This window comes from Nonomuraea sp. NPDC049684 (genome assembly GCF_044465345.1).
Lineage (GTDB): Bacteria > Actinomycetota > Actinomycetes > Streptosporangiales > Streptosporangiaceae > Nonomuraea.
The window spans coordinates 538,868-551,469 of record NZ_JBITLO010000005.1; the positions used below are offsets into that span (position 1 = coordinate 538,868).

Annotated in this window: 17 protein-coding genes; 8 read left to right on the forward strand and 9 right to left on the reverse strand. The window is 70.9% G+C overall.

The window, feature by feature from the left end:
- Positions 1-67 precede the first annotated feature (67 nt).
- From ACIBST_RS19860 to ACIBST_RS19875, 4 genes are all read left to right on the forward strand, one after another.
- A complete protein-coding gene (locus ACIBST_RS19860; RefSeq protein WP_352319740.1) occupies positions 68-556 on the forward strand; it encodes an FABP family protein in 489 nt (162 codons plus the stop codon).
- Between the two features lie 2 nt (positions 557-558).
- A complete protein-coding gene (locus tag ACIBST_RS19865) occupies positions 559-855 on the forward strand; it encodes a DUF2470 domain-containing protein (RefSeq protein WP_387679382.1) in 297 nt (98 codons plus the stop codon).
- A 311-nt stretch (positions 856-1,166) separates the two neighbouring features.
- On the forward strand, positions 1,167-1,580 hold the full coding sequence (locus ACIBST_RS19870) for a Fur family transcriptional regulator (protein WP_357967168.1): 414 nt from the start codon (positions 1,167-1,169) through the stop codon (positions 1,578-1,580).
- Between the two features lie 64 nt (positions 1,581-1,644).
- The gene (locus ACIBST_RS19875; protein WP_397173370.1) at positions 1,645-2,583 is read left to right on the forward strand and encodes a YgfZ/GcvT domain-containing protein; all 939 of its coding nucleotides are present in this window, start codon (positions 1,645-1,647) and stop codon (positions 2,581-2,583) included.
- A gap of 6 nt (positions 2,584-2,589) precedes the next feature.
- Here ACIBST_RS19875 and dtd read toward each other — a convergent pair whose 3' ends face one another.
- Entirely contained in the window at positions 2,590-3,021 is a 432-nt protein-coding gene (gene dtd, locus ACIBST_RS19880) for a D-aminoacyl-tRNA deacylase (RefSeq protein ID WP_357967172.1), read from the reverse strand.
- A gap of 60 nt (positions 3,022-3,081) precedes the next feature.
- Between dtd and ACIBST_RS19885 the strand changes: the two genes are divergently transcribed.
- Positions 3,082-3,990, forward strand: coding sequence for an asparaginase (locus ACIBST_RS19885; RefSeq protein ID WP_397173372.1), 909 nt, complete (start codon positions 3,082-3,084; stop codon positions 3,988-3,990).
- Between the two features lie 35 nt (positions 3,991-4,025).
- On the opposite strand, the gene ACIBST_RS19890 is transcribed toward ACIBST_RS19885, so the two are convergent.
- Together ACIBST_RS19890 and ACIBST_RS19895 are read right to left on the reverse strand one after the other, a co-directional pair.
- Complete coding sequence (locus ACIBST_RS19890; protein WP_397173374.1) at positions 4,026-5,630, reverse strand: DUF2207 domain-containing protein; 1,605 nt, start codon at positions 5,628-5,630, stop codon at positions 4,026-4,028.
- A 27-nt stretch (positions 5,631-5,657) separates the two neighbouring features.
- Positions 5,658-6,746, reverse strand: a complete 1,089-nt coding sequence (locus ACIBST_RS19895) for an FAD-dependent monooxygenase (protein WP_397173376.1) — start codon at positions 6,744-6,746, stop codon at positions 5,658-5,660.
- Positions 6,747-6,857: 111 nt separating this feature from the next.
- On the opposite strand from ACIBST_RS19895, the gene ACIBST_RS19900 reads away from it, so the two are divergent.
- Entirely contained in the window at positions 6,858-7,775 is a 918-nt protein-coding gene (locus ACIBST_RS19900) for a TetR/AcrR family transcriptional regulator C-terminal domain-containing protein (RefSeq protein WP_397173378.1), read from the forward strand.
- Here ACIBST_RS19900 and ACIBST_RS19905 read toward each other — a convergent pair.
- Positions 7,772-8,506 (reverse strand): alanyl-tRNA editing protein, encoded by a 735-nt coding sequence (locus tag ACIBST_RS19905; RefSeq protein WP_397173380.1) that lies wholly within the window; start codon positions 8,504-8,506, stop codon positions 7,772-7,774. The genes ACIBST_RS19900 and ACIBST_RS19905 overlap by 4 nt on opposite strands.
- A 181-nt stretch (positions 8,507-8,687) precedes the next feature.
- On the opposite strand from ACIBST_RS19905, the gene ACIBST_RS19910 reads away from it, so the two are divergent.
- Positions 8,688-9,230 carry an SGNH/GDSL hydrolase family protein gene (locus ACIBST_RS19910; RefSeq protein ID WP_397173549.1) on the forward strand — a complete coding sequence of 181 codons (543 nt, stop codon included), beginning with the start codon at positions 8,688-8,690 and terminating at the stop codon, positions 9,228-9,230.
- 26 nt (positions 9,231-9,256) lie between these two features.
- On the opposite strand, the gene ACIBST_RS19915 is transcribed toward ACIBST_RS19910, so the two are convergent.
- The 5 genes from ACIBST_RS19915 to ACIBST_RS19935 all read right to left on the reverse strand — a co-directional run bounded on the left by ACIBST_RS19915 (position 9,257) and on the right by ACIBST_RS19935 (position 11,969).
- Positions 9,257-9,622, reverse strand: a complete 366-nt coding sequence (locus ACIBST_RS19915; RefSeq protein WP_357967187.1) for a DUF2516 family protein — start codon at positions 9,620-9,622, stop codon at positions 9,257-9,259.
- Between the two features lie 118 nt (positions 9,623-9,740).
- Positions 9,741-10,151: a hypothetical protein gene (locus ACIBST_RS19920; protein WP_397173382.1), complete on the reverse strand. Its 411-nt coding sequence runs from the start codon at positions 10,149-10,151 to the stop codon at positions 9,741-9,743.
- Between the two features lie 3 nt (positions 10,152-10,154).
- A complete protein-coding gene (locus tag ACIBST_RS19925) occupies positions 10,155-10,649 on the reverse strand; it encodes a helix-turn-helix transcriptional regulator (RefSeq protein WP_352355473.1) in 495 nt (164 codons plus the stop codon).
- 61 nt (positions 10,650-10,710) lie between these two features.
- Positions 10,711-11,616 (reverse strand): M56 family metallopeptidase, encoded by a 906-nt coding sequence (locus ACIBST_RS19930; protein ID WP_397173384.1) that lies wholly within the window; start codon positions 11,614-11,616, stop codon positions 10,711-10,713.
- Positions 11,613-11,969, reverse strand: a complete 357-nt coding sequence (locus ACIBST_RS19935) for a BlaI/MecI/CopY family transcriptional regulator (RefSeq protein WP_352319711.1) — start codon at positions 11,967-11,969, stop codon at positions 11,613-11,615. Before ACIBST_RS19935 ends, ACIBST_RS19930 begins: the two co-directional genes overlap by 4 nt.
- Positions 11,970-12,057: 88 nt before the next feature.
- Here ACIBST_RS19935 and ACIBST_RS19940 point away from each other — a divergent pair, with 88 nt between their 5' ends.
- A complete protein-coding gene (locus ACIBST_RS19940; protein ID WP_397173386.1) occupies positions 12,058-12,567 on the forward strand; it encodes an O-acetyl-ADP-ribose deacetylase in 510 nt (169 codons plus the stop codon).
- The last annotated feature ends 35 nt before the right edge of the window (positions 12,568-12,602 follow it).

Here is a 12,602-nt window from a genome sequence, read left to right on the forward strand (position 1 = left end):
GCGGCTCCCCCCGGCGAAACCTCTCCCCGATCCAGAAGGTTAGCGACCGGCGCTAGGCTTGGTGAGCATGGAAGAACCTGAGGTGCACCCCGCTCTGGAGCAGATCGCGTTCCTGCTCGGCCGCTGGGAGGGCGCCGGCGTGGGCGGCTATCCGACGATCGAGAGCTTCAACTTCGGCCAGGAGATCGAGTTCGGCCACAACGGCAAGCCGTTCCTGACCTACGTCAGCCGCACCTGGCTGCTCGACAACGACGGCAACCGGGTCAGGCCGCTGGCCACCGAGTCCGGCTACTGGCGTCCGCAGCCCGACCGGCAGATCGAGGTGGTGCTCGCGCACCCGACCGGCATCGTCGAGATCTACATCGGCGAGGTCGTCTTCCACAAGATCGAGCTGCGCACCGACGTCGTGGCCCGCACCTCCACGGCCAAGGAGTACACCGCCGGCCACCGCCTCTACGGCCTGGTCAACGGCAACCTGATGTGGGCCTACGAGATGGCGGCCGTCGGCCACCCGCTCACCGACCACATGTCGGCCGAGCTGAAGAAGGTGTCCTGAGCATGACCTCGCCCTTCACCCCCGACGCCGTCGAGGCGATCAAGCGCCACATGAACGACGACCACACCGGCGACGCCCTGGTCATCGTGCGCGGGCTCGGCGGCCGGCCGCAGGCCGCCTCGGCGGTGACCAGCGACGTCGACGCCGAGGCCATGGAGTTCACGGTCGACGGCGGCGAGCGGGTGCGCGTGCCGTGGGGCGAGACGCTGACCGAGCGCGCCCAGGTGCGCAAGGCGGTCGTGCGCCTCTACCGGGCGGCCTGCGCCGAACTGGGGATCGAACCCCACGGGGAACACTGAGGGGAGAAACAAGAAGGGCCCCGGGCAACACTCCGCCTGCCGAGCAGACGGGCCGGATGGACCATGGTCGGGATGCGTCATCCCGCCCTCCGGCTGCCAGGGGCCCCGGTGGTTGCCTCGGATTCGCTTGCGACACGAGACAACAGTCCGCAGCGCTAGCGGACAACCACCTCGCTAGCCCGACTATGACTATCCATTATTCGGACCACCTCCTTTCCGCGTACTCACGAAGCTATGCGGTCGCGAGCGCCGGGGGCAAGTAATTATCGGACGGCCGCGAACAGGCGATCGTGCGCTTTACACTCGGGGGCATGACCGAGACGCAGTGGCACGAGGAACTCCGCGCCAAGGGCTACCGGGTCACCCCGCAGCGGCAGCTCGTGCTCGAAGCGGTCAAGGATCTGGAGCACGCCACGCCCGAGGAGATCTGCACCAAGGTGCGCGAGACGGCGCGCGGGGTCAACATCTCCACGGTCTACCGCACGCTCGAACTGCTCGAAGAGCTCGGCATGGTCACCCACACCCACCTCGGTCACGGCGCGCCGACCTACCACCTGGCGGCCGAGGCCGACCACGTCCACCTGGTGTGCCGGGGTTGCGACGAGGTCTTCGAGGTGCGTCCCGAGCTGGCCGAGGGGCTGGTGAAGGGGCTCGACGAGGAGCTGGGGTTCGCGGCCGACGTCCATCACCTCACGGTGTTCGGCCGCTGCCGCAACTGCCGCTGACCTCTCGGCTCCGGCGCGGGCACCGGCGTCGGGCGGCGGCGCGCGGGCGGATAGCCTTGGGTACATGCGTAGCCCTCTGCTCGATCTCCCCGGCGCCGTCGCGGCCGACGGGCCGGACGCCGACGTAGCCGCGCACTATGGCGACCTGTTCGCCGAGCAGCGCGCGCTGGCCAAGGGTGAGGCGGTCGTCGACCGCAGCAACCGCGAGGTGGTCCGCATCTCCGGCGCCGACCGGCTGAAATGGCTCAACGACCTGACCTCGCAGAAGCTCGACACGCTGACGCCCGGCCAGTGGACCCAGACGCTCGACCTCGACCTCCAGGGCCGCGTCCTGCACCACCTCACGCTGGTCGACGACGGCGAGAGCGTGCTGGCGCACGTCGAGCCCGGCACGGCGCAGAGCCTGATCGACTATCTCGACCGCATGCGGTTCATGCTGCGCGTCGAGGTCTCGCGGGCCGACGACCTGGCGGTGCTGTCCACGGCCGGTGAAGACTTCCTGGTGCCGCGGGACGAGCTGGCCGATCATCTGGGCCGGCCCCTGGCGGGGTTGTGGGCGTACGAGGCGCTGCGCATCGAGGCCCACCGGCCGCGGCTCGGCTTCGAGACCGACCACAAGACGATCCCCCACGAGGTGGGCTGGATCGGCTCGGCCGTCCACCTGAGCAAGGGCTGCTACCGCGGCCAGGAGACGGTCGCGCGCGTCCACAACCTGGGCCACCCGCCGCGCCGCCTGGTGTTCCTGCACCTCGACGGCAGCGTCGACACCCTGCCCGCGCACGGCGACCCGGTGATCTTCGAGAGCCAGGAGATCGGTGTCGTCGGCTCGGCCGCCCGCCACCACGAGCTGGGCCCGATCGCGCTGGCCGTGGTCAAGCGGACGGTCCCGGTCGACGCGCCGCTGCTGGCCGGTGGCGTGGCCGCCGCCCAGGAGGTCGTCGTGCCGCCGGACGCCGGTCGCAACGTCAGCATCGACCCCTCGCTGCGCCGCCGGATCCGCTGACCCCGCTCAGGCGTCGATGTCGAGGACGAGCGTGATCGGCCCGTCGTTGACCAGCGAGACCTTCATGTCGGCGCCGAAGCGGCCGGTCTCCACGTGGGCGCCGAGCGCCCTCAGCTCCTCGACCACGGCCTCCACCAGCGGTTCGGCGACCGGCCCCGGAGCCGCGGCCTGCCAGGTGGGGCGCCGGCCCTTGCGCGCGTCGCCGTAGAGGGTGAACTGGCTGATCACCAGGAGCGGGGCGGAGACGTCGGAGCACGACTTCTCGCCGTGCAGCACGCGCAGGCCCCACAGCTTGGCGGCGAGCTTGGCGGCCTCGGCGCGGGTGTCGGTGTGCGTCACGCCGACCAGGACGAGCAGCCCCGGCTCGTCGACCGCGCCGACCGTCTGCCCCTCGACCTCGACGGAGGCCGAGCTCACTCGTTGTACGACTGCTCGCATGGCATCCCATTCTGGCGCAGATGGAACTGTTCGTAGACTCGTGCCGAAAGGGGGCGCGTAATGTCGCTTGTTGTCGAGGTTGTCCGGTCGGGGTTCGTGGAGTCCACCCATCAGGCCCGCATGCTGACCGTGGACGCGCAGGGCGTCCCGGTGGAGACGCGGGGAGCGGTGCACGTGCCGGCCTCGCCGCGATCGTCGATGAAGCCGCTGCAGGCGCTCGGCATGATGCGCAACGGCCTCCGGTTGGAGGGTGAGCTGCTGGCCCTGGCCTGCGCCTCGCACTCCGGTGAGGCGTTCCACGTGGACGGCGTACGGAAGATCCTGGCCGGAGCGGGCCTGGACGAGTCCGCCCTGCTGTGTCCGGAGGACCACCCGTACGAGCGCACCTCGACCGAGTTCGGCCGGGTCTACATGAACTGCTCCGGCAAGCACGCCGCCATGCTGGCCACCTGCGTGCTCAACGACTGGCCGCTGACGACGTACCTGGAGCCCGCGCACCCGCTCCAGCGCGCGATCCGCGCGACGGTCGAGGACCTGACCGGCGAGCGGGTGGCCGCCTCCGGCGTGGACGGCTGCGGCGCGCCGCTGTTCTTCGTCTCGATGCTCGGCGTGACCAAGGCGTTCCGGGCCTTCCCGCTGGCCGCGGAGGGCTCGTTCGAGCGGCGCATCTTCGACGCCATGCGCGCCCACCCCGAGTGGACCTCCGGCACCGACCGGCCCGAGGCCAAGCTCATGCGGGCGATCCCCGGGCTGATGCTGAAGGCGGGCGCGGAGGCGTTCGACGCGTTCGCGTTCGAGGACGGCCGGGCCGGCACGATCAAGATCGAGGACGGCTCGCAGCGGGCCCGCGTGCCGGTCACCGTGGCGGCCCTGCGCTCGCTCGGCCTGGACGCGCCCGAGCTGGCCGAGCTGGCCCGGCCGGCGCTGCTGGGCGGCGGCCGGCCGGTCGGGGAGCTGCGGATCCGCTAGAGGGGCGAGTCCGCAGCCGCCGCCACGCGGAGTGTCTAGAGGGTGCGGAACTGGCGGCTGGCGGAGATGGCCCCCGAGGTCGTCGTGGTGAACGTGCGCATCGACCCGGCGAACTTGGACAGGTCCCACTCCGCCGGCCCGTGGTACCAGTAGAGGTTGTCGGCCTGGTGGCCGTTGCCGGTCACCGAGGCCACCACCCGCGACCAGTGCTCGACCCCGTCGAAGATCACCGCGTACGGCAGGTAGCGCGAGAACAGCTCCACCCGGTGCTGCTCGGGCACCTCGCCGAGGTCGCCGGAGAACAGGTACTCGCGGAAGCCCATCGTGTGCGCGAGCGCGGCCGAGCCCTTGGCGGTCTTGGCCGGCATGTACTGGCCGCCGACGGCCAGCGCGCCGCCCGCGATGACCAGCGCCAGCCCCAGCAGCCCGTACGTGGTGAACCAGGCCAGCCCGACCGTGGCCAGCAGGCCCAGGCCGATCAGCACGACGCCGATCGTCGTCCACCGGGTGCGCTCGGTGTCGGGACGGCGGGCGAACCAGCCCTGCTCGACCACGTCGGTGTAGAGCGCGTCGCGCACCTTGCCCAGATGGCCGGCGAACGAGCCGGACAGCTGTGACAGCAGCACCGCGTCGCGGCCGTCGAAGACCGCGTCGTACAGCGCGCGCTCGTACGTCAGCAGCGAGTTGACCGGCGCGTTCTGCAGCCTGACCAGCAGCCAGTCGGGGGCGTCGTAGGTCTGGCGGGGCTGCTCGTCGATCCGCAGGTAGCCGCGGACGGCCAGGTCGACGATGGTGGCGGTCACGTCGACCACGTCGGCCTGCTCGTCCACCAGCGTGCCGATCTGGCCGGGACGCACGCCGTCCGGCGGGGTGAAGTGCCCGTTCTGGATGGGGTCGATCCCGCCCTTCTCGTGGCCCGCGACCCGGGCGTCCCGGCCGCGCGTCCAGTAGAGCAGGCCGACGCCGCCGAGCAGCAGCACGAGCAGGGCGGCCAGCGCGCCGCCGGTGACCAGGTCGAGGGTGAACGCCGAGGCCAGCGAGAAGCGCCGCTCCAGGATGGGCGCGCCGGAGCTGGAGCCCTTGGGGTAGCCGACGACCACCGTCAGGGCCTGGCCCGCCGCGAGGTTGTCCTGCTCGAAGTCGGCCCGGGTGCCGGTGTGGTCCATCGAGGCCGAGGTGCAGCCGATCGCCGAGGTCAGGTCACCGGCGAAACACGACAGGTTCTGCACCTGGCCGGGCCCGCTGACCTGGACGGTCGCCTTGGTCACGGGGACGTTCCAGCCGCTGACGGCGAACCAGCGCAGCTCCTCGGCCCCGCCGGAGGTGGTCACCGCGCCCTTGACGTCGTACTCGACGGTCTGGCCCGTCACGGTCAGGACGTCGCCGTCGAGCTTGCCGCCCTTGACGTTGGTGACCCGGTAGACGCGGTCGTTGTCGTCGTCGTAACGGGTCTTGGTGAGCAGGGTGCGCTTGAGGCCGCCGGACGCCCCGGTGATCTTCTCGACCACGTGGAGGGTGCCGTCCTTGGCGAGCGTCATCGTCACCTGGTCCGTGATCCCGGCCTCCGCCGAGGCGGGGGTGGCCAGCAACGTCAGAGCGGTGGCTCCCAGGGCGGCCAATGTGAGTCTGAAACCCGTCATGGCGGGACATCGTAGCGGTTGCGGGTGTCAATCCAGGGTGATGGCGTCGGCCGCCCGGCGTACGCTCTCGGGCGAGGCGGCCATGCCCGGGTTCTCCAGGGCCAGCGCCTGATTCAGGGCGACGTAGGGCCGCATGCGCCGCTCGTACCGGTCGAACGCCCCCTCGGGGGCCTGGCCCAGTTCCTCGGCCAGCACGTACGCCCCGACCAGGGCCAGGCTGGTGCCCTGCCCCGACAGCGGGGAGGGGCAGTACGCCGCGTCGCCGATCAGCGCGACCCGGCCCTGCGACCAGCGGTCCATCTCGACCTGGGCCATGGCGTCGAAGTAGAAGTCGTCGGCCTGCCACATGGCATCAAGCAGCTTGGGCGCCTCCCAGCGCAGCCCCGAGCAGTGCTCCTGGACCAGGCGCTTCTGCTGCTCGACGTCGCGGTGGTCGTAGTCGATCGGGCCCGCGGCGAAGCCCAGGTTCACCTTCATCACCGCCGGCTCGCGGTCGCTGAACAGGCCGAACCCGGCCTCGCCCTCGCGGTGCCAGAGCTGCCAGCGGTCCAGGCCGAGGAAGTTGTCGGCGGTGTAGATGGAGACGTACATGCCGAGGTGCTTGAGGAAGCGCTCCTCCGGGCCGAACACCAGCCGCCTGACGTTGGAGTGCAGGCCGTCGGCGCCGATCACGTAGTCGTAGCGGTCCCGGACGCCGCTGTCGAAGGTCACGTCCACGCCGTCGCCGTCCTGGGCGAGGGCGGCGATGGAGTCGCCGTAGCGGCAGGGGGCGTCGGTGACGGCGCCGACGATCGCGGTGAGGTCGTCGCGGGCGATCTCGACGTCCGGGCTGTCGAGCCGGCCGCCGCTGATCGTCTCCTCGGTGCTGCGCATGATCTCGTTGCCGTCGCCGTCGACCATGGACATGCCGCGCATGGTCGTCCGCGCGGCCCTGACCTGCTCCAGGATGCCCATACGGTCGGCCACGACGAGGGCGGCGCCGCGGAGGTCGACGGCCTGGCCGCCCTTGCGCGGACGCGGCGCGCGCTCGACCAGCGTGACCTCGAAGTCGCGCCGCCGCAGCCAGTGAGCCAGGACGGGCCCGCCGACGCTCGCTCCCGATACCAGAACCTTCATGCTGCGCCCCTTGTTGTTGACGTTGTACGCGGAACTGAATGTACGGCGTACATACAGCAGCTCACAAGGGCAGACTGATAAGATCTATACTAGTACAGAGAAAGGGTTGCGATGACCGCTCCGCCCTACGCGCGCATCGTCGAGGACATCAGGCGGCGCATCGCCGACGGCCGGCTCCGCCCCGGCGACCGGGTGCCCTCCACCAGGCAGCTCGCCCGCGACTGGGAGGTCGCGCTCGCCACGGCCGCCAAAGCGCTCACCGTCCTGGCCCAGGAGGGCGTGGTGGTCGCCGAGCCGCGCGTGGGCACGATCGTGGCCGAGACCCGCGGTGGCAGGGCGCGGCGGGCCCCCGTCCCGTCCGGCGACGACCTGACCCGCGAGCGCATCGTGGCCGCGGCCGTCGAGATCGCCGACGCCGACGGGCTCGCCGAGCTGACCATGCGCGGCGTCGCGGGCCGGCTCGGCGTGGCCACCATGTCCCTCTACCGGCACGTCGGTGGCAAGGACGACCTGGTCATGCTCATGATCGACCAGGTGATCAGGGAGTTCCCGCTGCCCGACCCGCCGCCCGACGGATGGCGGGCCAGGCTGGAGACCGCCGCCCGGATGCAGTGGGCGGGCTACCGCACCCATCCGTGGATGGCCAGGGTCACGTCACTGACCAGGCCGCTGCCCTCGGCCAGCCTGATCACCCACACCGAGTGGGTCATGCGCACGCTGGAGGGCTCGCCCCTCGATCCCATGAGCAAGATGCACGTGCACACCCTGCTGTTCAGCTTCGTCCAGGGACTGGCCGCCAACATCGAGATGGAGCAGCAGGCCCAGGCCGCGACCGGGCTGACCGCCGACGAGTGGATGACCAGCCGGGAGGGGGAGCTCCAGGCGCTGGCCGAGTCGGGGCGGCTGACCGCCTTCACCGGCGTCATCGAGGAGCTGGGCGGCGAGTTCGACCTCGACCTCGACCGGCTGTTCGCCTTCGGCCTCGACGCGCTGCTCGACGGGCTCGCCGGGCTGATCGAGCGGCGCTAGTCGGAGATCGCGATGCGCAGCCGGCGGAAGCCGCGGCCCTTGCTCTCGATCTTGGCCACCTTGATGCGGCCGATCTGCTTGGTCGAGGCCACGTGGGTGCCGCCGTCGGCCTGCGTGTCGAGGCCCACGATGTCGACGATGCGCACGTCCTGGACGGCCTCGGGCACCAGGTTGCTGGCCGTGCGGATGATGTCGGGGATCTCGAACGCCTCCCGCCGCGGCAGCACGCGCACGTCGATGCGGCGGTCGGCGGCGATCTCGGCGTTGCACGCGTCCTCGACGGCCTCCTTGAAGCCGGGCGGCACCTCGGGCAGGTCGAAGTCCATGCGGGCGCTCAGCTCGTCCATGTTGCCGCCGGTGACCAGGCAGCCGTAGTCCCTGAACACCACGCCGCACAGCACGTGCAGCCCCGAGTGCGTACGCATGAGCGCCGAACGCCGGGCGTCGGCCACCGCTGCCTCGACCACCGTGCCGGCGGGCGGGATCGGGTCGCCTTCGGCGGGGATCAGGTAGAGATCGTCGCCTTTGCGTACTCCGACGATGCGCGTCTCCACGCCCTGCCAGACCAGAACTCCGTGATCGGCAGGCTGGCCGCCCCCGCCTGGATAGAATGCCGACCTGCTCAGCACGATCCCCTCAGGCGCCGCGTCCAGCACGACGGCTTCGAAATCTCGCAGGCTCTGGTCGGACAGTTCGAGCCGCTGCGTGCGTCCGTGGAGGTCGGCGGTCATATCGGCAGCCTAGTGCCCCGGGGTGATTATGCGTGGCCTGATGCTTCGAGGAAGAATCGCCCCGGTCATCGCAATAATGGGGATATTTGCTGGAATTTCAGCATGTACGAGTGCGGTGGCCCGGACGCCGCCGCAGCGGGCGCCTGAGGCCGTCCCTCCCGCCCGTCCGGCGGTGCCCGTGATGATGTTCGTGGGCGACAGCTTCACGGTCGGATCCGGCCCGGTGCCGCCCTGGCGGACCTACGCCTCGGAGTCGGCGCGGCTGCTCGGCTGGCAGCCGGTCATCGCCGGCGCGGGTGGCACCGGCTATCTCAACGAGGGCAAGGTGGGCCGCACGTTCCGGCGGTCGTTCGAGGAGGAACTGGCCTGGCGGCCGGCCCCCGACGTGCTGGTCATCTCCGGCGGCCACAACGACCAGCGCTGGAGCACCGGGCAGGTGCGCGAGGCCGCCGCCGACCTGCTCGCCGAGGTGCGCCGCCGCTGGCCGGTCACCAAGGTCGTGATGGTCGGCCCGATCTGGCTGGAGGACACCCCGGCCAAGGCCTACCGGGTGCGCGACGCCCTGGCGGAGGTGGCGGGCGCCGCGGGCGTGCCGTTCCTCGACCCCATGCGCCGCAAATGGGTGACCGGCAGGCCGTCGGAGACGGTGCTGCCCGACGGCGTGCATCCCACGTTCGCCGGGCACGAGCGCATCGCCGCGTGGCTGGCGGCGGAGCTGGCCTGAGCCGGCCAGGGGCCGGCCGGGCCGGTCTACCAGGGGCCGTAGGGGCCGCTGTTGCCGCGGCCCATGCCCTTGACGGCGGGCTTGACGTCGACGATGTAGATGGTGGCGGCGATGACGGCCAGGATGGAGAACAGGCCGAGCCCGTTCAGGCCGATGAACCGGAAGCCGCCGATCAGCATGAAGTCGTTGAAGTAGCCCAGCGCGCCGCCGCCGGAGAGCAGGGTCGCCAGCGCGAGGATGAGCACCCAGATCTTCTTCTGCAGCTTGCCCGCCGAGACGAACGCGTTGGTCGGCACGCGTGCCGCGTGCACCAGCGCGTAGATCGACATGCCGAAGATGACGGCGGCGAGCACCAGGAAGAGGAAGTTGAAAACGCCGTTGATCATATTCATGTTGCTGGCTCCACCCAACGCCGCGATGAAATCGGCCCCAGCCTAATAGGCGTCCCCGACAAGCGGGCGCCGGAACAGAAACGGGCCCGCCTCCGCGGAGGCGGGCCCTTTCGGTCGCTCAGGCCTTGGCCCGAGGGGTACGCGTGGTCTTCTTGACGGGCTCGGCGACGGGCGGCTCGGCGGCCTCCGACACCTCCTCCAGCTCAAGGGCGGCCTCGCCGGTCGTCTTGCTGACGACCTTGCGGCCACGGGTGGCGAAGTCCTCGTAGACCTCGGTGGCCTTGTTGCTCAGCTGGTCGGCGTACTCGCGGGCCTTGTCCGGGAACTCGCGGACGAAGCCCTCGGCCTTGTCGGCGTACTCGCGGGTCTTCTCCGGCAGCTCCCTGGCCAGCTCCGAGCGGCGGGACTGGAGCTGACGCAGCTGCTCGGGCAGCTCGCGCAGCTTCTCGACGGCGAAGTCGCCGGCGCCGGCGACGGCGTAGAACGGCTTGGAGTCGGTGAGCTTCTTGACCTCGGTGGCAAGCGTCATGGGTTAACCTTCCTTGGTTTCCTGGGTGACGGTCCCGTTGCCGGGGGAGGCCGCGTAGGGCTCAAGCGCGGCGAGATACTCCTCGGGCAGCGGCGGCTCGTCGTCCGCGGTGGAGTCGTGCTGAGGGCGGGCGTTCTGGGAGGTCTGCTCGCCCTCGGTGCGGTTCTCCTTGCGGAACGATTCATAGATGTCGATCAGCACCTGGCGCTGCCGCTCGGTGAGGAGCGTGTCGGCGTTGACCGCGGTGATCACGTCGCTCGGCGGCTCCCGGTCCTCGATGAGGCCGGCCTGCACGTAGAGCGCCTGCGAGGAGATGCGCAGACCCTTGGCGATCTGGTTGAGAATCTCCGCGCTCGGCTTGCGCAGCCCGCGCTCGATCTGGCTCAGGTAGGGGTTGGAGACCCCTGCCGCCTGCGCGAGCTGGCGCAGCGAGATCTTCGCCTGTTGCCGTTGCTCGCGGATGTACTCGCCGATCGAGCCGACCTTCGGTAGTGCCATACCCACAGTCTGCCGTCCCGTGCTTGCAATTGCAAACGGAACGGCTAACACCTGCAAGCAGTCAGAGCTGGTAGACCCACAGGAAGGGGGTGGTGGTGAGCAAGCTCACAGAGAGGGCGAGGTAGCCGTACCGGACAAATGCTGACAATTCCGGCCCCGGCTTGATCAGGCGGTCCACCCTGGCCATGACGTTGTGCGCGTGCACGCCGAGCATGCCCTGGGGGGTTGGCATGGCGCCGGCCGTACCGAACCTGAGCAGCGCCGTCGCCAGCCTGCGCGGCGAGCAGTAGCGGCGGGCGCGGTCGTCGGCGGCCATCTCGATCAGCAGCTCCACCTGCGCCTGCGCGTCGGCCACCACCTTCGACCAGGGCAACGCCCGGCGCAGCGCGGCGAACGGCAGCAGCACCAGGTCGTGCCGCTCGCGCACGTGGGCGGCCTCGTGCGCCAGCACGGCCGCCATCTCGTCCGGCGACAGCAGCTCAAGCGCGCCCGCGCTGACCACGACCTGCGACCGCAGCCCCGGCACGCAGTACGCCGCCGCGCTGGGATGGTCGAGCACCCGCACCCCCGGCACGCCCGGATCGTCGCGGGAGATCAGCGCGAGCAGCACGCGATGCCGCCGCCGCGCGCGCAACGCCTGCACGCCGGCCGTGAGCAGCACCACGACCAGCACCGCCAGCGACGTGAGACCGGCGATCATGGCCAGGACGTGCAGCGGGTCCCACGCCTCGACCGGCGTCTCCCCGCGCGCGAAGGCGATCAGCCCCGGCAGCACGCCCACGTTGTAGGGCATGACCGCGTAGGCCAGCATGGCGCCGGTGGTGGCCAGGCCCCAGGCCACGCCCAGGGACTGCCAGACGATGATGGCGAGCCTCGGGGCACGGGAGGTCCACCGGGCCGTCGTGAAACGCCAGGAGCCGAGCGCGCACGCCGTGGCGAGCGCCGCTAGCACCGCTGCCGTGATCACTCTTCCTCCAGCTCCGTGAGGGCTCTCCGCAGGATCTCCGCCTCCGGGCCCGACACGGCCTGGGCGAAGCGGGTCAGGGCGGCCGATCGGTCGCCCGTCAGGTCCAACGCCTCAAGCATAAGCTCGGCGATGTAGGCGTCACGGCTCGCGGCCGGTTCGTAACGCCACGCGCGGCCGTCCCTGGTGCGCTCCAGGAAGCCCTTGCGCGTGAGGCGGTCGAGTACGGTCATCACCGTCGTGGGGGCGAGGTCGCGATCGGCAATCAGCCTGCCGACCTCGCGGGCGGTCAGCGGGTTGTGCTCCGCCCAGAGGATGTCCATGATGCTGCGCTCAAGCTCGCCAAGACCCTTCACGCCCTTCAGGGTAGCTCTACAAGGCGTCGAGCTGGCATCCGGGAGCGGCGAGTGGCGGCGCGGAACCCCGCCTGGCAGGCTCGGTGAGATGAATGTCACGTTGGTGCAGGGCGACATCACCGAGCAACGGGCCGACGCGATCGTGAACGCGGCGAACTCCTCGCTGCTCGGCGGCGGGGGCGTCGACGGCGCCATCCACCGCCGCGGCGGGCCGGAGATCCTGGCCGAGTGCAGGCGGCTGCGCGCCGGACACTACGGCAAGGGCCTGCCGACCGGCCGGGCCGTCGCCACCACCGCCGGCCTGCTGCCGGCCCGCTGGGTGATCCACACGGTCGGGCCGGTCTACTCCAGGTCGCAGGACCGCTCCGAGCTGCTGGCCGCCTGCCACCAGGAGTCCCTGCGGGTGGCCGACGAGCTCGGCGCGCGGACGGTGGCCTTCCCCGCGATCTCCACGGGCGTCTACGGCTGGCCGCTCGACGACGCCGCCCGCATCGCCGTCGCCGCCGTGCGCGCGGCCGGGACGTCGGTGGAGGAGGTCAGGTTCGTGCTGTTCGACACCGCGGCCTACGAGGTGTTCCTCGCACAGATCTCCCGATAGCCCGGATCCCGTCAGCTCTCCCGATGGCCCGGATC

Bases quoted from the DNA above. Each gene is read 5' to 3' on its own strand.
- ACIBST_RS19860 (WP_352319740.1), top strand. From the start codon at position 68: ATGGAAGAACCTGAGGTGCACCCCGCTCTGGAGCAGATCGCGTTCCTG.
- ACIBST_RS19865 (WP_387679382.1), top strand. From the start codon at position 559: ATGACCTCGCCCTTCACCCCCGACGCCGTCGAGGCGATCAAGCGCCAC.
- ACIBST_RS19870 (WP_357967168.1), top strand. From the start codon at position 1,167: ATGACCGAGACGCAGTGGCACGAGGAACTCCGCGCCAAGGGCTACCGG.
- ACIBST_RS19875 (WP_397173370.1), top strand. From the start codon at position 1,645: ATGCGTAGCCCTCTGCTCGATCTCCCCGGCGCCGTCGCGGCCGACGGG.
- dtd (WP_357967172.1), bottom strand. From the start codon at position 3,021: ATGCGAGCAGTCGTACAACGAGTGAGCTCGGCCTCCGTCGAGGTCGAG.
- ACIBST_RS19885 (WP_397173372.1), top strand. From the start codon at position 3,082: ATGTCGCTTGTTGTCGAGGTTGTCCGGTCGGGGTTCGTGGAGTCCACC.
- ACIBST_RS19890 (WP_397173374.1), bottom strand. From the start codon at position 5,630: ATGACGGGTTTCAGACTCACATTGGCCGCCCTGGGAGCCACCGCTCTG.
- ACIBST_RS19895 (WP_397173376.1), bottom strand. From the start codon at position 6,746: ATGAAGGTTCTGGTATCGGGAGCGAGCGTCGGCGGGCCCGTCCTGGCT.
- ACIBST_RS19900 (WP_397173378.1), top strand. From the start codon at position 6,858: ATGACCGCTCCGCCCTACGCGCGCATCGTCGAGGACATCAGGCGGCGC.
- ACIBST_RS19905 (WP_397173380.1), bottom strand. From the start codon at position 8,506: ATGACCGCCGACCTCCACGGACGCACGCAGCGGCTCGAACTGTCCGAC.
- ACIBST_RS19910 (WP_397173549.1), top strand. From the start codon at position 8,688: ATGATGTTCGTGGGCGACAGCTTCACGGTCGGATCCGGCCCGGTGCCG.
- ACIBST_RS19915 (WP_357967187.1), bottom strand. From the start codon at position 9,622: ATGAATATGATCAACGGCGTTTTCAACTTCCTCTTCCTGGTGCTCGCC.
- ACIBST_RS19920 (WP_397173382.1), bottom strand. From the start codon at position 10,151: ATGACGCTTGCCACCGAGGTCAAGAAGCTCACCGACTCCAAGCCGTTC.
- ACIBST_RS19925 (WP_352355473.1), bottom strand. From the start codon at position 10,649: ATGGCACTACCGAAGGTCGGCTCGATCGGCGAGTACATCCGCGAGCAA.
- ACIBST_RS19940 (WP_397173386.1), top strand. From the start codon at position 12,058: ATGAATGTCACGTTGGTGCAGGGCGACATCACCGAGCAACGGGCCGAC.